Genomic DNA, 19,424 nt, shown 5'->3' on the forward strand with positions numbered 1-19,424 from the left:
TGTCAGCGACAGCCACCCACCACGCTACCGCCATTGGCCGACGATTGGCAAGGTTGCCGCAGCGCCGGCGCCACCGGCTGCGGTGGTATGACGACCTGCCGGTCGATCTCACGATAAATCTGCTGCTGCTGCTGAAATTGCTGCCGCTGGATCTGGTTTCGCAGCGCCTGCAGATCGGCCTGGCCGATCGAGTTGACGCCCGGGCGTACAGGCTGAAGGGATTGCGCTCCGGCTGGCAAACCGGCGATAGCCGCCAGGCCCAGTCCACAGATGACAGTTGCGCAATGCCGTTTCATCGTCCGCCACCATATCGTTCGGGCAATCATCCGAACTTATATAGTGCTGCTGGCCGGGAGGTCCACGTCAGCCTCATCCTGCATCGGTACAATGCGCTTTGGTCGCTGCAATCGGACATCCGGTAGTTTCGACCGTGCATGCGAAACGGGCCACCCAAGGGCAGCCCGTTTCAATGCACAGCCGGCGGCTATCAAGCCATCATTTGACCTGGTCGGAGATGTTGAACTGGGTGTTCAGTTTATCGCCGAGTGTAGTTGCCCGCCAATGATCGAAAATGCGATCAAGGTGGCAATCAGGCTGTATCTAATGGCAGTCGCGCCCGATTTATCCTGAACAAACGCACAAGAAGCTGGGCCATCATCGGACTTAATCATTTAAGCCCAAGGGTCGACGGCGTCTCCGGTATCGGCCGGAAACGCCGCGAAGCCATTACTTGAGCGAGTTGGAGATGTTCGTGAACTGGCTGTTCAGCTTGTTGCCAAGCGTGGTGGCGCCGGTGATGATTGCGAGCGCGATGAGAGCGGCGATCAGGCCGTATTCGATGGCGGTGGCGCCCGATTCATCCTTGAAGAAGCGCGAAATAAGGTTGGTCATGGTGGTACCCTTTGCCCGGTTGTGACGTTCGTTCGACGGTTTCTTTTCGAACCGTGGCCCATCTTGCGAGACTTCAATTGCGGACCGGTTAAGACGAATGGTAAACAAAGTGTAGACCAGGTGTTTGCTTAACAAAGCACGAACGAGAGCAGGGAAATTTTGATAAAATATTGAATATTACTTGGTTCTTAATTTCAGTTCTGTCTGATCTTTCGGATTGAGTTCGGTTGGATATGCACTCTTGCCTTGAGCCGCCTCTCGCCTGTTTGGACCGGAACGCAGGCGATAAGCCGTCACATCAGGTTCACCTGGCCTAAATAGGGTTCCCATCGAATTTTGCTGCACTGCAAAAGGAGCGGGACAATGGTGGACGTAACTTCAAGTGAAATAGGAATTCCGCGGCCCGAGCATCCGCTCGAGGGACCAAGCATGGTCGGAAAATGGTTCATGCCGGTTTTCCTGGCGATCGTGATTGGCGGGCTGGCCTATGTCGGCTATGCGCTGAGCCAGGATCTGACCAGCGCCGTGGCCGTGCCGTGGATCCTGCTCGGCCTCGCGCTGCTGATCGCGCTTGGCTTCGAATTCGTCAACGGCTTCCACGACACCGCGAATGCGGTCGCGACCGTGATCTACACGCATTCCATGCCGGCGGAACTCGCCGTGATGTGGTCGGGTTTCTTTAATTTCCTGGGGGTGCTTACAGCCAGTGGCGCTGTCGCCTTCGGCATCATTTCGCTGCTGCCGGTCGAACTCATCCTGCAAGTCGGCTCGAGCGCCGGTCTTGCCATGGTGTTCTCGCTGCTGACGGCGGCGATCATCTGGAATCTCGGCACCTGGTATCTCGGCCTGCCGTCCTCATCCTCGCACACGCTGATCGGTTCGATCGTCGGCGTGGGCCTCGCCAATCAGTTCCTGGCACCGGCCGGCAGTGCCACCAGCGGCGTCGACTGGACGAAGGCGACGGAAGTCGGCATGTCACTGCTGATATCGCCGCTGTTCGGTTTCGGCATGGCAGCGCTGCTGCTTCTGGTGATGAAGCTGCTCGTCCGCAACAAGGCGCTCTACGAGGCTCCGAAGGGCAACACACCACCGCCATTGTGGATCCGTGCATTGCTCATCTTCACCTGCACGGGCGTGTCCTTCGCGCATGGTTCCAATGACGGCCAGAAGGGCATGGGCCTGATCATGCTGATCCTGATCGGCGTTGTTCCGACCGCATTCGCGCTGAACCGCACGCCGGACGTGAACTACCTGGAGGCCTACAAGACTGCGGCTGCACAAGTAGACACAGTGCTTGGAAAGTATGTGAAGCCGGGCATAACTGTCACGGATGCCAAGGCTGTCGTCAGTGAGGCCGTTCGCACGAAGACCTGGACCGACCAGACGACGCCGGCGCTGCAGACCTTCATCCAGCAGACCAACACGCTGGTATCGCCTTATCCGTCGGTAGAGAAGCTGCCGATCGAGCTGGTCAGCAACGCACGCAATGACATCTACCTGATCGGTGAAGCGCTGAAGCTGATCGACAAGAAGAAGCTGTTGCCGATGCAGGCCGATGACCTGAAGGTGGTGACGGCCTATCACAAAGCCGTCGACAACGCGACCAAGTTCATTCCGCTCTGGGTCAAGATCGCGATCGCGCTGGCACTCGGCCTCGGCACCATGGTGGGCTGGAAACGTATCGTCGTCACTGTTGGCGAAAAGATCGGCAAGACGCACCTGACCTACGGCCAGGGTGCTTCCGCCGAACTGGTTGCCATGGGCACGATCGGCGCCGCCGATATGCTCGGGTTGCCGGTCTCCACCACCCATGTTCTGTCGTCGGGTGTTGCCGGCACGATGGCTGCGAACGGTTCCGGCCTGCAGTGGTCGACGGTGCGCAACATGTTGCTCGCCTGGGTACTGACGCTGCCGGCTTCGATTGCGCTGGCCTTCGGCCTCTTCGTGCTGATGCGTGCGCTGTTCTAGGCGCGCGCCGCCTCGGACCAGCGAGGCTGGCGCGGCTTCACCGCGCCAGCCTTTTCGTGGTTTTTGTCACGGGACTTTGTCCCGAAGGACTTTCGGATCGTTCTCGACCCAATCAAGGCTCCATGCATCGATGAATGAAGCACCGCGTTTCAACCTTCCGGGCCACGAGAGCAGCGAGCAGGTGCCCGGCCTGATCTTTGCCTATCGTGCATTGCCGGGCCAGCCAGCCACGGTTCTGGCGCAGAAGGACATCGAGGCCGCGCTCGCCTCGGAAGAAGGATGGGTTTGGCTGCACGTCGATCTGGTCGACCAGCGTGCGCATGGCTGGGTAGGGCACGCCTGCCAGCTGCCTCATGCGTCGCGCGCCATACTGGAAGGGCACGACAGTCTCGTGCTTGGTCATGAGGATGGGGTGGTGCATGGCGTGTCGGCCGATATGCACAAGGATATCGAGCGTCGATCGAGCACCATCGGCCGGCTGCATTTCGCGGTCACCGAACGCCTGCTGGTGACCGGACGCCGGCATTCCCTGGAAGGTGTCGACCAGTTGCGCCGTGCACTCGGCGACGGGTTGAAGCTGCCCACGGCCTTCGATCTGTTCGAGGCGATCGTCGGAGCCTTCTGCAAGAACACCGGCCTGAGGCTCGGCGAGGCGGCACGACAGCTCGATGAAGTGGAAGACAATCTCGTCACCGAACGGCTGAGCGATGAACGGCGGCGGCTCAAGGAAGTACGTCGGCTGGCGGTTGCCTTGCACAGGCCGGTTTCCGGCATGGTGGCTCTGTTCGAGGATGAAGACCGCGAGGAGTGGCAGCTTTCCTCGACTGCTCATGCGGTGTTGCAGCGCCTGTCGACCCGGCTCGAACGACTCGACCGCGAGATCGTCATGATCAACGATCGCGCCAGGTTGCTGCAGGAGGAAATGGCGGCGGAACTCGCCGACGAATCCAACCGCAGCCTCAAAGCCATGGCCGTGATGAGCGCACTGCTTCTGCCGGGTACGCTGGTGGTCGGAATTTTCGGCATGAACACCGCAGGGTTGCCGTTCACGCACAGCGAGACCGGCTTCCTGTGGGCGGTCGGGCTCGGCGTTGGCGCGACCGCGCTGTTTTATTGGCTCCTGCGTCGCGCCGGTGTCAGCCTGCGCTTCTGATCTCAGCGATCCGACCTTCAGGTCGGATCCTCGCGATGCAGGTCGTGAATGGCCACACCTTCCACATTCGTCGGCGGCGTCAGCCATTGATGGTGGCGCAGGGTCCGCTGTGTATCTTCCAGCCCCATGTCCCAGTGCTCGCGCATCGAAGTGCCGGAGAATTCGTAATCCTTCGCGTGCCCCTCATAGCCCTTGTGCTGGTAGATGAGGTGGATGATGTTGACGATTCCGGCGTCGGAATAGTCCGCGATCAGTGCCTCTTCCTCGGGAGTGCGCATCTCCGCCGGCACGCGCTTCAGCGCGTCGAGAAGCTGCATCTTGAGGCCATGGATGCGCTTGAAGTTGTCGGTGTTCTGGCGCGTGCGGCTGGAATACATGATGTCCTTGTGGCGCGACAGCACATCCGGCATGCCACGCGGCAGCACACCGCGAGCGCTGAACAGATCGACCTGGAAAACCAGCGAGCTGCGGTCCTCTTCCTGGTCGAGCAGATATTGCAGAGGCGTGTTCGAGACGATACCGCCGTCCCAATAGTATTCGCCTTCGATACGGATCGCGGGAAAGGCCGGCGGCAAGGCACCGGAAGCCATGATATGCTCTGGCCCGATACGCACCTTGTCGGTATCGAAATAGACGAAGTTGCCGGTACGAACGTTGACCGCACCGACGCTCAGGCGTTTGCGGCCATCGTTGAGCACATCGAAGTCGATCAGTTGCTCAAGTGTGTCTTTCAATTCCGCCGTGTCATAAAAACTGGTTGCGCCCTCGGCCCCAGACTGCTCCAGCCATGGGTTTGGGAAACGTGGCTTGAAGAAGCCAGGTTGTCCCATCGTCATTGTCATCCAGGAACTGGTGCGGTTGCGGATGTCGCGATAGATGTCGCCTTCCGGCGTATAGGCCCAGATCTTGCGGCCGGAAATCGTCTGCCAGAACTGTTCGAGCCGCTGCAGGCGTCGGCTCGGCTCATTTCCGGCGATGATCGAGGCATTGATGGCTCCGATCGAAACCCCCGAAAGCCATGTCGGCTCGCAACCGGCATCGGACAAGGCCTGGTAGACGCCGGCCTGATAGGCGCCGAGCGCACCGCCGCCCTGCAGCACGAGCGCGACCCGATCATACTGCGAAGCGATTTCCTGGATGGTGGCGTTGTTCGCCTTCGTTTTGTTGCGGTCCAGCACGGTCAACTCCGGCAGATGATGGAAACGGTCAGCGCGCGCCGGCGAGGTAGTCGTGGACGACTTCGCCGAGGCCGAGGGTGAGGTCGGCAGTGAAATGCAGTGCCGAAACGACTTCGAGCACCGGCAGGCGTGCCACATCGGCCATGACATGCGGGCGCAGGTCGAGTGCCGCAGGGGCGGCCCAGGCCTCTTTCAACGTGATGTCCGCCAGGTGGTAGCGCACGAGCTCGCAGATGCGCGGCGTGCCGTCGACATGCGGAATGATCTTGACCAGGAAGTTCGGCGCGGTCAGCGCGGCCATCACCTGTTCGCGGTCGGCTTCGCGGTGCTTGTAGCCCATCGTGCCGGTAGCACAGAGCACGGAACCATAGTGCAAGGTGCCGACGACGACCTCGCCTTCATTGACGATCTTCGGGTTGGCCAGCTTCTTCGGGAAGCCCCACAATTCGCGGCCGCCGGCGATCGGAGCATCGTCGTCCAGATACATGGAATGGACGTAGACGCCGTGCTCGCCATTGAAGCGTACGGGAATGACCTGGCCGCTTTCAGTGTAGTCGCCGAAACCTGTGGAGTCCGGCATGCGGATGAATTCGTATTTCACCAGCGGTTCGCCGTCTATTTCCAGCGGCGCCGGCACCACCGCTTCCAGCGCTTCACGCGTGGTGCGGTAGGTGATGATGACATATTCGCGGTCGAAGAAACGATAGGGGCCCGGCGGGAAAGAGGGATTGGTCAGCGGCATGGCGTAAGCGCGCTTCACGACGTCGGCGATTTCCAAGCTGTCACCTCGGGACTGAAGGATGTCACATCAGAAATAACGAATGTCATGTTGCATGGCAGCATGACGGGTTTGTGTCGGGTCGATGAACGATTTCAGTCGTTTGACGGTTCCCGGATGAAATCGACACATGTTTGTGATGGAAACTTGCTGCAATGCACCTAGTTAGAATGTCACTTCAACCGCCAGCCGAGAGATCATCATGGGTTCCCTGACTTCAAAGAACGCGCTCGTCACCGGCTCGACCAGCGGCATCGGTCTCGCCATTGCCCGAGCCTTTGCCGCCGAAGGCGCCAACATCACCATCAACGGGTTGGGTGATCCCGCCGACATCGAGAAGGAACGCGTGGCGATCGAAGCGGATTTCGGCGTCCAGTGCCGCTATTCCGGCGCCAACATGTTGAAGGGCGAGGAAGTGACCGCGATGGTGCAGGAGGCCGAAAAGGCCTTCGGCAGCGTCGACATCCTGGTCAACAACGCTGGCATCCAGTTTGTCGCGCCGATCGAGGAGTTTCCCGACGACAAATGGGAAGCGATCATCCGCATCAACCTGCTTGCGGCGTTCTATGCGATCAAGGCGGCACTGCCCGGCATGAAGACGCGCAAATGGGGCCGCATCATCAACACGGCATCCGCGCATGCATTGGTCGCTTCGCCTTTCAAGTCGGCCTACGTCTCTGCCAAGCATGGCATCGCCGGCCTCACCAAGACGGTGGCGCTCGAAGCTGCGCAGGACGGCGTGACCGTCAACGCGATTGCACCGGGATATGTGTGGACGCCGCTGGTCGAAAAGCAGATTCCCGACACGATGAAGGCACGCAACATGACGGAAGAACAGGTCAAGCATGATGTGCTGCTGGCGGCCCAGCCGACCAAGGAATTCGTGACGGTGGAAGAAATCGCAGCGCTTTCGGTGTTCCTCTGCTCGGATGCCGCGAAACAGATCACCGGCACGACGCTGCCGGTCGATGGCGGCTGGACGGCGCAGTAGGCCTCCCACAGCACGGACGACAAACCCGGCGCGGGTTGGCTGCGCCGGGTGCTCTGACCAAGCGGATCAGTGACTGGGCGAAACCAGCAGCGGCATCATTGCCTCGTTGATCCATTGCCACTCGTTGCCGGGTTTCTGGCCCGCCTGCTCGCCGCGCAGAATGGCAAGCATTTCCTGGTAGCGCGCCGAACGGGCGTGATGTTTTCTGTATTGGCCGAGATGCCAGTCGAGGAAGGCGCGGTCAGGTTCCCGGCGCATCGCTTTCGCCGATTTCTCCAGCCACTCGCGGGCAATGGCCGCACCTGTCGGCGATAGCGGGTCCTTGCCTTCGTCGATCGCGGCCCTGACCCTGGCCAGGGTTGAATTCGCCGCTTCCGCGTAAGACTCCGGGTCGAATTCACCGTTCCACATCGTGGCTGTGTCCGCCTGCATTTCTGCCAGGAAGCTCTCGTCGGTGATCATCGCGGTGATCTCGTTCCAGGCATCGATCTGGCGTGCCGTCGGATCGTCCGGCAACTCCGGCATGGAAGCGTCGATCATCTGCCGTTTCCAGTCTTCGCCCATGTCGGCGTGCACGGCCACCTTGTCGTAGAACCGTTCCATCATGCTTCGCATCTGCGTCTGGGACAGGGTTGTCATCGTCCAAAGTCTCCTCAAGTCGGTTTCGGTTGGCTGGTCGATCCTGAGCGTGGTGCGCAGCACGGAGGCGATGCGGCGGCGGGATGCAATCTCGGTTTCCAGTGTATCGAGCCGCATCGCCAGGACCTCTTTCAGCGAAAGACGCCGGCACAGGATCTTGCTGATGGCGGCCAGGCTGATGCCGGCTTCCCGCAACGCACGGATCAAGTCCAGGCGGGCGACATCGGCATCGGAGTAGACCCGGTAGTTGCTGAACGTCCGGGTTGCCGGAGGCAGCAGTCCCTTGTCGGAATAGAAACGGATCCGCCGCACCGAGATGCCGCTCAGCCGTGAAAGGTCGCCGATCGTGTGCATTTTCTCGCTCATGGAATCGTCCTAACGTCTCCACCAGGTGGAGGGTCAAGCGCGGTTACAAGGCTTTTTTGCGCAGGGCTCTTTGCGGAAGCTAGCCGTCGCTTTTCCTGTCGGCCGGCGCCGTGGAGTTGCGTATGACAAGCACTCCGGAAAGCAGATCGTCGTTTCCGGCAGCTGCTCCGCTCCCATCGATCGCCGCCGCGACCGCGCGTTTGGCGATCTCCTCGACAGGCTGGCCGATGGTTGTGAGCCTGGGTGTTATCAGCCCGGCGAGCGGAATGTCGTCGAAGCCGATCACGGAAAGCTCATCGGGCACCTTGATGCCGAGATCGTCGGCCGCGCGCAGAAGGCCAATGGCCTGCTGGTCGTTGGCGGTCGCGATCGCAGTCGGGCGCCTGGCCCGAGTGCGATCGAGCAGCCGGCGACCGAGTGCTTCGCCGGAGACGTAGTCGAAATGGCCTTCGATGATCTCCGGCTTTATGCCCGCGGCGTTGAGATGATCGACAAAACCTGCTCGGCGCGCTCGGGAAACCGGTGCGTCGGCTGGGCCCGCAATGTAGGCAATGGTGCGATGGCCGAGCCCGATCAGATGGTCTGCCGCAAGTGCGGCGCCGCCATGGTGATCGACGGACAACAGGCCATGGCCAGCCAGGCGACGATCGACAACGACGGTCGCCGTATCGCCTTTCCAGCCCCGCGACTGGCCGGATTGGATCGGCACCACGATCAAGCCCGTGGGGCGGCTCTTCAACAGACTTTCGATCTGCGCCACCTCGATCTCGGGATCGTCGTTGGTGATCGACAGAAGCACCGACAGGCCGGAGCGGAAGGCGATGGCCTCGACATGCTTGGCAAGCTCGGCAAAAAACGGATTGGTGATGTCGGGGATCACCAGGCCGATCATGTCGGTGCGGCGGCGGCGCAGGCCGCGCGCCACATGGTTCGGCTTGAAGTCGAGTTCGCGGATCGTCGCCTCGACCCTTTCGCGCAGCGCGGCGCCCACGGTTTCGTTCTTGGCCAGAACGCGCGATACCGTTCCGATCGAAACCCCCGCCTGCCGGGCAACGTCCTTGATGTTGATCACGCTGGTTCCACCCGAATGTCGTGGCGATTGTGCCACATTAGAGCGCCGCGCGTCTCTTCGGACGCGCAAAGGTCGCTCTAACATTTTCATCTGGCGCATGATCCTTTCCGAAAATCGATTCCGATTTTCAGGGTCATGCGCTAGGCTTTCGTTAGCCTTTCGCGATATTTGTCAAGGATGACGGCGAGGATGATGACGAAGCCGGTGATCATCTGGCGCATGAAGTCGCTGAGGCCAAGCAGGATAAGGCCGTTGGCCAGCACGCCGATGATGCAGGCGCCAAGCAATGTGCCGACGATCGAACCACGGCCGCCGCTCAGGCTGGTGCCGCCGATGATGACGGCGGCGATGGCGTTGAGCTCGAAGCCGATGCCGATGATCGGGCTCGCGATGTTGAGGCGCGCCATGTAAATGATGGCGCCGATGCCCACCGCCGCACCGCAGATGGTGAAGGCCGCAACCTTGTAGAAGAACACGTTGTGGCCGGCGAGCCGGGTCGCTTCTTCGTTGTTGCCGATGCCGTAGAGCACGCGCCCGAACACTGTGCGGGTCAGCACGAACCAGCCGATTGCCACAAGCAACAGCGCAATCAGGAACAGCACCGGCACGCCGTAGATCGTCTGTGAGCCGAAGGCGTTGAAGGCCGCCGGGAAGGAATAGATGGTCGACGCGCCGGTGACCTGGAGCGCGGCGCCGCGGGCGATGTTCAGCGTTCCCAGCGTGACGATGAAGGAAGGGATGCCCCACCAGGCGCTGACCAGGCCATTCAACAGACCGAACAGGATACCTGCCGCAACGGCGCTTATCGTTGCCAGCATGACGGCAACCGTCGGATCGAGACCCGGAAGCGTCATCACCGTGCCGGCGACGACGGCGGCAAAGGCCAGAACCGAGCCGACGGACAGGTCGATGCCGCCGATCAGGATGACGAAGGTCATGCCGATCGAAAGCACGAGGTTGATCGTCACCTGGGTCAGGATGTTGGTGATGTTCGACGAAGTCAGGAAGTGCTGAGTCGTCAGCGAAAAGACGATGATCAGCACGATCAGCGCAATGCCGATGCCGGCCTCCCGCAGCACGGTCTTGGCGGTGGTGCCGAGCGAGCCGGTCGAAGGGCCGTTGAGTTCAGTGACGTCCATGATTGTTCTCGTCCTTGTAGGCGAGGGAAAGGATACGCTCTTCGGAGAAGTCCTCGCGTGCGACCTCGCCGGCGATACGGTGTTTCGACATCACCAGGATGCGGTCACAGAGCGTGATCAGTTCAGGCAGTTCCGACGACACGACAAGCAAGGCCAGGCCCTTGTCGGCGAGACCGCGCAGCAGCGCGTAGATCTCCGCCTTGGCACCGACGTCGACGCCGCGTGTCGGTTCGTCAAGCAGCAGGATCTTCGGATCGTTGGCAAGCCATTTGGCCAGGACCACCTTCTGCTGGTTGCCGCCCGAGAGCGTCGAAGCCGCATCGGCGGTCCTGCCGTATTTCAGCTTGATCTCCTTGCCGAGTTTCTCGGTAAGCCGGCTCTCCGCATCGGCGTCCAGCAGCCCGGCGCGCGAGACCTTGCCAAGATTGGCCAGGCTGACATTGGCGGCGATGGACATTGCGAGGATCAGGCCCTCCTCCTTGCGGTCTTCGGTCAGGAAGCCGATGCCGTCGCGGATCGCCGCCTTGGGACTTGTATAGCGGCGTGGCTGGCCGTCGCGCTCCAGCGTGCCTGACAGTGGCAGGTCGGCGGCAAAGATCGCCCGCAGCAGTTCGGTGCGGCCGGCGCCGACAAGGCCGGCAATGCCGAGGATTTCGCCGTAGCGTACGTCGAGTGAAACACCTTCGGCGTGCGGCGATGCCGGATGCCGAAGGTTCTTCAGCGACAATGCGATGCGGCTGCTGGCGTCGAGGTTGCGCGTCTCGGCCATCTGGGCGGCAAGCTGGCGGCCGACCATTGAAGCGACCAGTTTCTCCTGCGTCATATCGGCGATGTCGGCTGTCATCACGGATTCGCCGTTGCGCAACACCGTGACGCGATCGCAATTGGCGAAGACTTCATTGAGATGGTGCGACACGAAAACGATGGCGACGCCCTTGGCGCGCAGACCATCGATGATGGCGAAGAGCCGTTCGGTCTCGCGCGCCGTCAACGTCGCCGTGGGCTCGTCGAGGATCAGGATGCGGCTTTCGCCCATCAGCGCGCGGGCAATTTCGACCAGTTGGCGATGCGCGACGCCGAGCGTTTCGACCGGTCGCCGGACGTCGATGTCGTCGAGCCCGATGCGAGCGAGTGCCTGACGGGCCTTGTCGTGGACGGCCCCGTAGTCGACGATGCCGAAGCGTTTGCGCGGGATGTCTTCGAAACAGATGTTCTCCGCCACCGACAGATAGGGCAGCAGATTGAATTCCTGGTGCACGACCTGGATGCCATGTGCCTTGGCGTCGGCCGGGGAGTGGGGTGCATAGGCGGTTCCGTCGAGTGCGATGTGGCCGTCGTCCGGCTTGACGATACCGCACAGGATCTTGATGAGCGTCGACTTGCCGGCACCATTTTCGCCGACCAGCGCGTGCACCTCGCCGGCCCGCAGCGAGAAGGAGACGCCGTTCAGCGCGACGACGCCGCCAAAACGCTTGCGCACATCCGACAGCTCCAGCACTGGACGCGTGTCAGCGAAGGCTGCCTGGGCGGCAGCACTGTGTATTGGATTTGCCATGGCTGGTTCCGCCTTCCAATGCCGCGCCTTGTTGAGAGGCGCGGCATCAGGTCGAGGACGTTACTTCACGTCGTCCGACGTGACGAGCTTGATGTCGGTCTTGACCCAGCCCTTGAGCGGCGCGCCGCCCTTGAGCACGCCAAGCGCCTTGTCGATGGCATCGGCCGCCATCTGCTGGCCGAACTGGTCGACGGTCGCCAGCATCTTCTTTTCCTTGAGCAGAGGCTGCACGGCCGGGATGTTGTCGAAGCCGACAACCTCGATCTGCCCGGTCTTGCCGGCAGCCTCGATGGCCTTGACGACGCCGACGGCCATGGAGTCATTGGCGGCCATCACACCCTTGATGTCGGGATTGGCGGTCAGCATGTTGGCGAAGACCGAATTGGCTTCCTCGGTTTCCCAGTGAGCGGTGCGGGAATCGATCAGGCTGAGCTTGCCGTCCTTGATGGCATCCTCGAAGCCGAGCTTGCGCTGCGCGGCGTTGTCGGCACCGGGGTTGCCCTCGATGATGACGACCTTGGCGCCTTCGCCGAGCTTCTTGGCGAGCGCGTCGCCAGCCAATTTGGCGCCGGCGCGGTTGTCAGGTCCGACGAAGGCGAGTTCGACGCCAGCTTCCTGCTTGGCCTTCTCGTCCAGCGCCACGTCGAAATTGACGACGACGATGCCGGCTTCCATGGCGCGCTTCAGCGGCGGCACCAGCGCGCGGGAATCTGCCGGCGCCACGACGATCGCGTCGACCTTTTCGGTGATGAAACTTTCGACAGCGTTGATCTGGGTTTCGATATCGGTCTCGGACTGCATGCCGACGGCTTTCAGCGTATAGTCACCGCGCTTGGCTTCATGCGCCTTGGCGCCTTCCAGCATGTTCTTGAAGAACTCGTTGGCGAGCGACTTCATGACCAGACCGACAACAGGTTTGTCGGCGGCGAAGGCGACAGCAGGCACGGTCAGCGAAGCCGCCAGGATGCCGGCGGCGATAATCTTTCCGAACTTCATTTCTTCCTCCACGATTTGCCATCGCGTCCTTTCCTCCCGAACGCGATGAAACGTTTCATCGCAGACTTTCAACAAAGCTGTCAAGGATATCCAGCAGGGCGAATGATGCGACCATTTCCATTGTCCTTGACCAACGCAGCCCCTTGAATGGGAAGAAGTAACTGTCCTTGCAAACGAAAAGCCGCCGGCAGGGCCGGCGGCTTCAGCTTCGTTTGCGAATACTCAGGCGGAAAGCAGTGCGCTCAGCCGATCCCAGCTCTCGACGGCTCCGGACTCGGCGCCCGACTGAACCATGCCGTCACGCGCTTCGATGGATTGGAACACGGATTGCGCGACGATTCTGGTCTTGCCGCCGACTTCTTCGAAGGTGACGGTTTCGAGCAGGACATGGCCGGGCATGCCTTCGAATTCGAAAGTTCGCACCATGCGGGAGGGGGCCGTGATCTCATGGTGAACGCCGTGGAAGCCATACTCGTTGCCCGCCTTGTCGTGCTGCACGAAGCGCCAGACACCACCTTGCCTTGGCTCGAACTTGTCAATCGTCGTCGTCAGCCAGCTTGGGCCCCACCAGTTCGGGATTGCCTTGGGATCGGTGTAGACGGCGAAGACCTGTTCACGCGGCGCGTCGAACGTCCGCGTCATGACGATCTCGTATTTGCCCGTTTCGGCGGTAAAGGTGGTCTTGGACATGAAAACTACTCCATTCTAAACAAAACAATTGGTTGGGTTGAGGTAACGGGGTGTTCGGCTAGTTCTTGGTGGCTTTTCCTGCTGCTGCGATATCGCTCAGAAAGGCATCGAGCCGATCGAAGCTTTCCTCCCAGTGCGTGCGGTAGTTCCAGACCCAGTCGGCCACCTCCTTCAGCGCTTTGGCTTCGAGATGGCAGTGCCGTCGCTGTGCCTCGCGGGTCTGGGAAACGAGAGACGCTTCCTGCAGCACCTTGAGGTGCTTCGAGATGGTGGGAAGACGGAGGTCGAATGGCTCCGCCAGTTCGTTGACGGTGGCGTCGCTCTCAGCCAGCCGCATCAGGATGGCGCGACGGGTCGGATCGGCAAGCGCATGGAAGGTGAGGCTGAGCTGGTCCATTATTTTTCCGATCGGCTAATTAGCTAATTGGTAAAATAAGAAAGGAAACAGCTTTGTCAAGCGGAGCGTCGCCGATGACGGGAGGCGAGCACATCTTTCGTTTTTCGTGAGTGGTGCGGGATGATCATCACGAGATTTCCAACATGGATTGTCGAGGATGAGCCCAAGAACCCCTGCCTTGCCGGCCTGAGGGTAAGGTTAACAGTTGGTTTCCCGGCAGAAGCGCAACAAACGTGATGTAAGGGCGGTCGAGGCTAAAAGTCTCATTGGGGGGAAACGATCTTGGGGTATGCTGGTGGCATCGTATTTGGAGACGATCTCGGATATTGAAGCGCGCATGCTGAAGCCCACGGCAAGAGATATCGGGATCGATGCGCGCAGCGGTCGCATAGAAGGCGCGAGCCTGCATGAGGCCGTCGCCTTGCGGACACTGCGGTTGGCAATGCGTGTTCTGCTGCCACTGCGCCAGTTCGGGTTCTCTTATGTGGCGCGTGGCGTTCGTGCCTTGCTGCCAAGCAAGCGGTCGATGGTCTTTGCATTGACGCCTGGTGCGTCGATGCGTGTTCCTTATTGCGATCCGTACTGGTCGATCCTGCTTTTACCCGACTATTCCTACGAGCGCTCGATGCTGACGCTGCTCGACGCTGCGCGTGACGTCGAATACGGATTCATCGATGGCGGCGCGAATTACGGCTACTGGTCGATCCTGGCGAGCGGTCCTGAGGCCGGCAACAAGCCAACCGTGGCGATCGAGGCGGCGGCGGATACATTCCGCGTGCTGGAAGATAATCGTTCGCTCAACGGCGGACGGTACAGCGCCCTGAACCGGGCTATCGGCGCGGCGAGCGGTGAGCACGTGCGGATCTTCGGCGTCAAGCATGAGGCGCGCACCACCGTCGATCCTGCCGACGGCTCACGCCCCATTCTCGAATGCGACACGATCAGCGTCGACGATCTTGCTGCACTGCCGCTTTTTGCCGGACTCGACAAATTTATCGTCAAGCTCGACGTCGAGGGGGTGGAGATTGCCGCATTCTCCGGCGCAACGATGTTGCTCGGCGGCGATAGCGTTTTTGTCTATGAGGACCATGGGTCGGATCTCGACCACGCCACCACGCGTCATGCGCTGGATGTGCTGAAATTGCGAGTCTTCTGGCTGGGGCATGGCCGGCGCCGCGAGATCACGGCGCCGGAGCAACTTGCGGATATCAAGAAATCGCGGCGTTTCGGCTACGATATCGTTGCCACGCGCAGTCCGTTCTGGATCGAACGGCTGGAAGGGCTGATCAACGAATAGAATACCTGACGACGACAACGTCGCCTTGGCCTTTCATTCCAGGCCCTTGGCCCGGTTCCATGCCTTGGACCACATCTTCAACGCCTTCTGATCGAGCGCCTTGGGCAGATGAAAGCGCTTCTGGGCTTCTGCTGACGGATAGAGATCCGGATCGGTGCGCAGCTTTTCGTCGAGCAAGGCAAGCGCGGCCTTGTTCGCGGTCGAAAAGCCGGTGTCCCGGGCGGCCGACGCGGCAATCTCGGGCCGCATCACGAAATCGATGAAAGCGTGCGCGGCCTCCGGGTGGGGGGCGTCGCTTGGCACCGCCAGCACGTCCGCCCACATCAGATTGCCCTCGTTCGACAGCCGGTAGGTGATCGAAAACGGCCGTTTTGCTTCCTTGGCGCGGATGTCGGCGATGTGCATGTCGCCGGAAAAGCCGAGCGCCACGCAGGCGTCTCCCTCGGCAAGATCATTGATGTAGCTGGAACTGTGGAACTTGCGCACATAGGGACGGATCCTGGTGACGACATCCACCGCCTTCTGCAATTCGTCGGGATTGGTGGTGTCCGGGTCGAGGCCGAGATAGATCAGCGCGAGGCCCAGGACCTGTTCGGAATCGTCGAGCATGGTGACGCCGCAAGGGGCGAATTTGCTGACGATTTCCGGGTCGAAGAGCATGCGCAGCGAGTCGACCGGCGCGTCGGGCATGATGGCTTTGATCTTGTCGATGTTGTAGCCGACACCGGTCGTGCCCCACATCCATGGCACGCCATGCGCGCCGCCCTTGTCGATCTCGTCGACACGCGCAACCACCGCCGGGTCGAGATTGCCAAGGTTGGAAAGCCGGCCCTTGTCGAGCGTGGCCCAAACGCCCACAGACAATTCACGCTGCAGGTGTGGCGACAGGTTGATGGTGATGGCGTCGTAGCCGGATCCGCCGGTGAGGATCTTGGTCTCGACCATATCGTTGGAATCGAACAGGTCATAAGAGACCTTGATGCCGGTTTCCTTCTCGAATTTGGAGATGGTGTCGGGGCCGAAATAGGATTCCCAGGAATAGAGGTGCAGCACCTTTTCTTCGGCCAGAGCCGAGGTCGCAAAAAGGCATGCCGCGGCAAGCGCGGGCCAAAATTTCATCATTTCCTCCCTTGGTATTGTACTCCGGATCGTTGCCGGAGCCATTCAATCAGAGCGTCGCGCGGGCCTTGCGGACGCTCCGATGGTCTTCATCGGAGCGGGCTGGACGCCGCTTGCCATCAGGCCGCATCCCTGGCGAGCAGCCGCTCCGGTGTTGTTTCGAGAAGCGTCTGATACAGATCGGGACGTCGATCGCGGAACACCCCCCAGCTGCGCCGGGCAGCCGCGATCTCATCGAGATCGAGAGCGGCTGTGATCACGCTCTCGGAGACGCGGTCGGCTTCGGCAAGCTTGGCGCCGGTGTGGTCGGTGATGAAGGAGGAGCCGTAGAACACCACCTCGTTGGTCTCACCCTTTTCGACGCCGATACGGTTCGCGGCGATGACCGGGGTAAGATTGGCGCCGGCGTGTCCTTGCATGACACGTTGCCAATGATCCCTCGAGTCCCAGCCGGGATAAGAAGGCTCCGAACCAATGGCAGTGGGGTAGATCAACACCTCGGCGCCCATCAGCACCATGGCGCGGGCGGCCTCGGGAAACCACTGGTCCCAGCAGACGCCGGCGCCAATCTTGCCGGCGGCGGTTTCGAAGACCCTGAAGCCGGTGTCGCCATCGGCGAAGTAGAGCTTCTCGGAATAGCCGGGGCTGTCCGGGATGTGGCTCTTGCGATAGTGGCCGAGCACCTTGCCGTCGGCGTCGATCATCACCAGCGTGTTGAACAATCTCGAACCATCACGCTCGAACAGCGACACCGGCAGGACGGTGCCCGTCTCGCGTGCCAGTTCAGCCATGCGGGCGATGGTCGGATGGCCATCGAGCGGGCGGGCACGGACATTGTGGCGCCTGTCCTCATCCATGCAGAAATAGACGCCTTCGAACAGTTCCTGCAGTACGACAAGCTTCGCGCCGCGCCTGGATGCTTCGCGTACATGGTGCTCGAGCTTGTCGAGATTGGCCTCGACATCGTCTGTGCAGGAAATCTGGACGGCGGCCGCAATCAGCTGACGCATAGTTCACCTCACAAAGGTTGCTGCTGGGTTACGCAATGAATGCCGCCACCATTCTCATAGATGCGGTCCATGTCGAGCTGGACGATGCGGCGTTCCGGATGCAGCCGGCCGAGTGTTTCGCGGGCCATGGCATCGGCTTTCCTGTCGCCGAATTGCGGCGTGTAGAGCGCGCCGTTGCCGACATAGTAGTTCGCATAGCTGGTCAGGAAGTCCTCGCTCGCGGAACGCGGATTCGTTGCGGAGGGAATGGAGATCACTTCGAAACCGCGTCCCCGCGCGTCTGCAGCGTTGGCCAGGATGGCGAGCGCCTCCTCGTGAGCCCGACCCCATTCGGACGTATCGCCTGGCCAACCGCTGGCGACGAGCAGCCCGGGTTTCACGAAGCGGATCGAACCGTCGATATGCCCGTCGGTGATGTCCTTGCCGCGAACGCCAGGGACCCAGATCACGACCTCGACGCCGAGCGCCTGCTTGAGGTGCTGTTCGATCTCGGCACGACTGAGCCCGGGGTTCCGGTTGTCGTTGACCCAGCAGCTTTCGGTCAGCAACAGGGTGCCGTCGCCGTCATATTCGATGCCGCCACCTTCGCCTCTGACCGGAAAGACCCGACGATCGACGCCGGCGGATTTGGCGACACTGGAAGCTATTTCGGCATCGCGCGGATGCGCCTGCTTGTTGCCCCAGCCGTTGAAGCGGAAATCGACCGCGGCAATCGTGCCGCCTGAAGCGCGCACGAATACCGGTCCGGAATCGCGCATCCACATGTCGTCGGTCGCGATGTCGACGAGCCCGACCTTGGGACCGCACAGCTCTGCCGCAAGAGCGTGATGTTCCGCTGCGGCGGCCATCGCCACCGGCTCGTTCTCAGCGATCGCCGCCGCCAGTCGACCGAGCGTCTCCTGGACACTTTCGTAATAAGCCCCTGGCCCACCGTAAACGGCCGGCGTGCTTGGCCATGCCATCCAGGTTCTGGCATGCGGTTCTGCTTCTGAGGGAACTGTCACCTTCCGGTTCTCCGCGTTCGCCGGCTTGATCGCGATCTCAGGCATGAGCGCCAATCCTGCCGTTGCCATGATGACGTGACGACGTGTCCATGATGGCTTCCTTGGTTGGTCCATTACAGTGGTTGTTCCTGGGTGATGCAGTGGATGGCGCCTCCGGCAGGCACGACAGCCCCGACATCGACGGTGACGATGCTTCGATCCGGAAAGGCGCGTGCGACCGCTGCCATGGCCTCTTCGCTCGAAGGACGGCCGAAGGTCGGCATGACGATGCCGCCATTGGCGATGGCAAAATTGATGTAGGAACGTGCGAAAACGTCGCTGGTCGCTTCGACATCGTAGGCCTCGGGGATGGGGATGACTTCGAAGCTGCGTCCACGTGCGTCGGTCTGACTGCGCAAAGCCGCAAGATTGTCGGCAAGTATGCGCCCGTGCAGATCTGCCGGGTCGGGATTGTATTCGAACATCACCACGCCGGGACGCACGAAGCAGCACATGCCATCGACATGGCCGTCCGTTTCGAGATCCAGCGGGTCGCCTGGCAGCCAAACGACTTTTTCGAGACCGAGCATGCGAATGAGTTCCTTCTCCACCCATGCCTTCGACAGGCCGGGATTGCGATTGGAATGCAGCAGGCTGGTTTCGGTCGCGATCAGCGTTCCTTCACCGTCGGTGGTCAGTGAGCCGCCTTCGCAATAGAGGAAGGAACGAAGGGCAAGGGCATTCTCTCGAGCCAGGATGCGTTCGGCCAGCGCATTGTCCAGGTCATAAGGCTCATGCTTGCGGCCCCAGGCGTTGAAGCGCCAGGATACGCCGCCGAGGCTGCCATCGGCGAGTTTCAGGAAGGTCGGGCCTGAATCGCGGATCCAGCAATCGTCGATCGGGATCTCGACGACGGTGATGCCGCTTCCAAGCATGGCGAGGGCACCACCGGCATGATCGGGATGAACCACCATGCTGACGGGTTCGAACCGGGCAACGGCCTGTGCGACATCGGCGTACGCCCGCTGCATTGCCGATAGACCGGCGCCGTACAGGTCCTGACGATGAGGCCACGCCATCCACGTTTTCGCGTGGGGCTCGAATTCCGCCGGTCGACGAAATTTCAGCTGCTGCGCGGGCCACTCGAGGGCATTCATGAAAACTCTCCATTCATGTGTGGAGCTCATTGTTATGCCGATGGT

General features: G+C 61.1%; 20 protein-coding genes. 5 read left to right on the forward strand and 15 right to left on the reverse strand.

Translation table 11 applies throughout. The features are described 5' to 3' along the window. The first annotated feature begins 53 nt into the window (after window positions 1-53). The gene (locus tag ACFWYE_RS21400) at window positions 54-422 is read left to right on the forward strand and encodes a hypothetical protein (protein ID WP_379114126.1); all 369 of its coding nucleotides are present in this window, start codon (window positions 54-56) and stop codon (window positions 420-422) included. A gap of 108 nt (window positions 423-530) precedes the next feature. Here the strand turns inward: ACFWYE_RS21400 and ACFWYE_RS21405 are convergent, their stop codons facing one another. After that, window positions 531-671, reverse strand: a complete 141-nt coding sequence (locus ACFWYE_RS21405) for a Flp family type IVb pilin (RefSeq protein ID WP_379114128.1) — start codon at window positions 669-671, stop codon at window positions 531-533. Window positions 672-726: 55 nt separating this feature from the next. Next, the gene (locus ACFWYE_RS21410) at window positions 727-891 is read right to left on the reverse strand and encodes a Flp family type IVb pilin (protein ID WP_129413309.1); all 165 of its coding nucleotides are present in this window, start codon (window positions 889-891) and stop codon (window positions 727-729) included. Window positions 892-1,254: 363 nt separating this feature from the next. Here ACFWYE_RS21410 and ACFWYE_RS21415 point away from each other — a divergent pair, with 363 nt between their 5' ends. Further along, window positions 1,255-2,859, forward strand: coding sequence for an inorganic phosphate transporter (locus tag ACFWYE_RS21415; protein WP_379114129.1), 1,605 nt, complete (start codon window positions 1,255-1,257; stop codon window positions 2,857-2,859). A 130-nt stretch (window positions 2,860-2,989) separates the two neighbouring features. Beyond that, a complete protein-coding gene (locus tag ACFWYE_RS21420; RefSeq protein WP_379114130.1) occupies window positions 2,990-4,012 on the forward strand; it encodes a transporter in 1,023 nt (340 codons plus the stop codon). A gap of 17 nt (window positions 4,013-4,029) precedes the next feature. Here the strand turns inward: ACFWYE_RS21420 and ACFWYE_RS21425 are convergent, their stop codons facing one another. Both ACFWYE_RS21425 and ACFWYE_RS21430 read right to left on the reverse strand, forming a co-directional pair. Further along, window positions 4,030-5,190 (reverse strand): patatin-like phospholipase family protein, encoded by a 1,161-nt coding sequence (locus tag ACFWYE_RS21425; RefSeq protein ID WP_379066636.1) that lies wholly within the window; start codon window positions 5,188-5,190, stop codon window positions 4,030-4,032. Window positions 5,191-5,218: 28 nt separating this feature from the next. Next, window positions 5,219-5,968 carry an acetoacetate decarboxylase gene (locus ACFWYE_RS21430; protein WP_379114131.1) on the reverse strand — a complete coding sequence of 250 codons (750 nt, stop codon included), beginning with the start codon at window positions 5,966-5,968 and terminating at the stop codon, window positions 5,219-5,221. Window positions 5,969-6,170: 202 nt separating this feature from the next. Here ACFWYE_RS21430 and ACFWYE_RS21435 point away from each other — a divergent pair, with 202 nt between their 5' ends. Further along, the gene (locus ACFWYE_RS21435) at window positions 6,171-6,959 is read left to right on the forward strand and encodes a 3-hydroxybutyrate dehydrogenase (protein ID WP_379114132.1); all 789 of its coding nucleotides are present in this window, start codon (window positions 6,171-6,173) and stop codon (window positions 6,957-6,959) included. A 66-nt stretch (window positions 6,960-7,025) separates the two neighbouring features. Here the strand turns inward: ACFWYE_RS21435 and ACFWYE_RS21440 are convergent, their stop codons facing one another. The 7 genes from ACFWYE_RS21440 to ACFWYE_RS21470 all read right to left on the reverse strand — a co-directional run bounded on the left by ACFWYE_RS21440 (window position 7,026) and on the right by ACFWYE_RS21470 (window position 13,813). Beyond that, window positions 7,026-7,964: a MerR family transcriptional regulator gene (locus ACFWYE_RS21440; protein ID WP_379114133.1), complete on the reverse strand. Its 939-nt coding sequence runs from the start codon at window positions 7,962-7,964 to the stop codon at window positions 7,026-7,028. 79 nt (window positions 7,965-8,043) lie between these two features. Then, complete coding sequence (locus ACFWYE_RS21445; RefSeq protein ID WP_379114134.1) at window positions 8,044-9,036, reverse strand: LacI family DNA-binding transcriptional regulator; 993 nt, start codon at window positions 9,034-9,036, stop codon at window positions 8,044-8,046. A 140-nt stretch (window positions 9,037-9,176) separates the two neighbouring features. Next, complete coding sequence (locus tag ACFWYE_RS21450; protein WP_379114135.1) at window positions 9,177-10,175, reverse strand: ABC transporter permease; 999 nt, start codon at window positions 10,173-10,175, stop codon at window positions 9,177-9,179. Next, window positions 10,162-11,730, reverse strand: coding sequence for a sugar ABC transporter ATP-binding protein (locus ACFWYE_RS21455; RefSeq protein WP_379114136.1), 1,569 nt, complete (start codon window positions 11,728-11,730; stop codon window positions 10,162-10,164). The genes ACFWYE_RS21450 and ACFWYE_RS21455 overlap by 14 nt, the downstream gene beginning before the upstream one ends. A gap of 60 nt (window positions 11,731-11,790) precedes the next feature. Continuing rightward, window positions 11,791-12,726: a sugar ABC transporter substrate-binding protein gene (locus ACFWYE_RS21460; protein ID WP_379066648.1), complete on the reverse strand. Its 936-nt coding sequence runs from the start codon at window positions 12,724-12,726 to the stop codon at window positions 11,791-11,793. 222 nt (window positions 12,727-12,948) lie between these two features. Continuing rightward, a complete protein-coding gene (locus ACFWYE_RS21465) occupies window positions 12,949-13,416 on the reverse strand; it encodes an SRPBCC family protein (protein ID WP_379114137.1) in 468 nt (155 codons plus the stop codon). Window positions 13,417-13,474: 58 nt separating this feature from the next. Next, window positions 13,475-13,813: an ArsR/SmtB family transcription factor gene (locus tag ACFWYE_RS21470; RefSeq protein ID WP_379066652.1), complete on the reverse strand. Its 339-nt coding sequence runs from the start codon at window positions 13,811-13,813 to the stop codon at window positions 13,475-13,477. Window positions 13,814-14,108: 295 nt separating this feature from the next. On the opposite strand from ACFWYE_RS21470, the gene ACFWYE_RS21475 reads away from it, so the two are divergent. Further along, window positions 14,109-15,110 carry an FkbM family methyltransferase gene (locus ACFWYE_RS21475; RefSeq protein WP_379114138.1) on the forward strand — a complete coding sequence of 334 codons (1,002 nt, stop codon included), beginning with the start codon at window positions 14,109-14,111 and terminating at the stop codon, window positions 15,108-15,110. Between the two features lie 33 nt (window positions 15,111-15,143). Here the strand turns inward: ACFWYE_RS21475 and ACFWYE_RS21480 are convergent, their stop codons facing one another. The 4 genes from ACFWYE_RS21480 to ACFWYE_RS21495 all read right to left on the reverse strand — a co-directional run bounded on the left by ACFWYE_RS21480 (window position 15,144) and on the right by ACFWYE_RS21495 (window position 19,409). Continuing rightward, the gene (locus tag ACFWYE_RS21480) at window positions 15,144-16,229 is read right to left on the reverse strand and encodes an extracellular solute-binding protein (RefSeq protein ID WP_379114139.1); all 1,086 of its coding nucleotides are present in this window, start codon (window positions 16,227-16,229) and stop codon (window positions 15,144-15,146) included. Window positions 16,230-16,348: 119 nt separating this feature from the next. Continuing rightward, on the reverse strand, window positions 16,349-17,239 hold the full coding sequence (gene aguB / locus ACFWYE_RS21485) for an N-carbamoylputrescine amidase (RefSeq protein WP_379114140.1): 891 nt from the start codon (window positions 17,237-17,239) through the stop codon (window positions 16,349-16,351). Window positions 17,240-17,247: 8 nt separating this feature from the next. Next, entirely contained in the window at window positions 17,248-18,243 is a 996-nt protein-coding gene (locus ACFWYE_RS21490) for an agmatine deiminase family protein (RefSeq protein ID WP_379114141.1), read from the reverse strand. 113 nt (window positions 18,244-18,356) lie between these two features. Beyond that, window positions 18,357-19,409: an agmatine/peptidylarginine deiminase gene (locus tag ACFWYE_RS21495; protein ID WP_379114142.1), complete on the reverse strand. Its 1,053-nt coding sequence runs from the start codon at window positions 19,407-19,409 to the stop codon at window positions 18,357-18,359. Window positions 19,410-19,424 lie beyond the last annotated feature (15 nt).

This window comes from Mesorhizobium sp. NPDC059025 (assembly GCF_042739655.1).
In the GTDB taxonomy this organism is placed as follows: domain Bacteria; phylum Pseudomonadota; class Alphaproteobacteria; order Rhizobiales; family Rhizobiaceae; genus Mesorhizobium.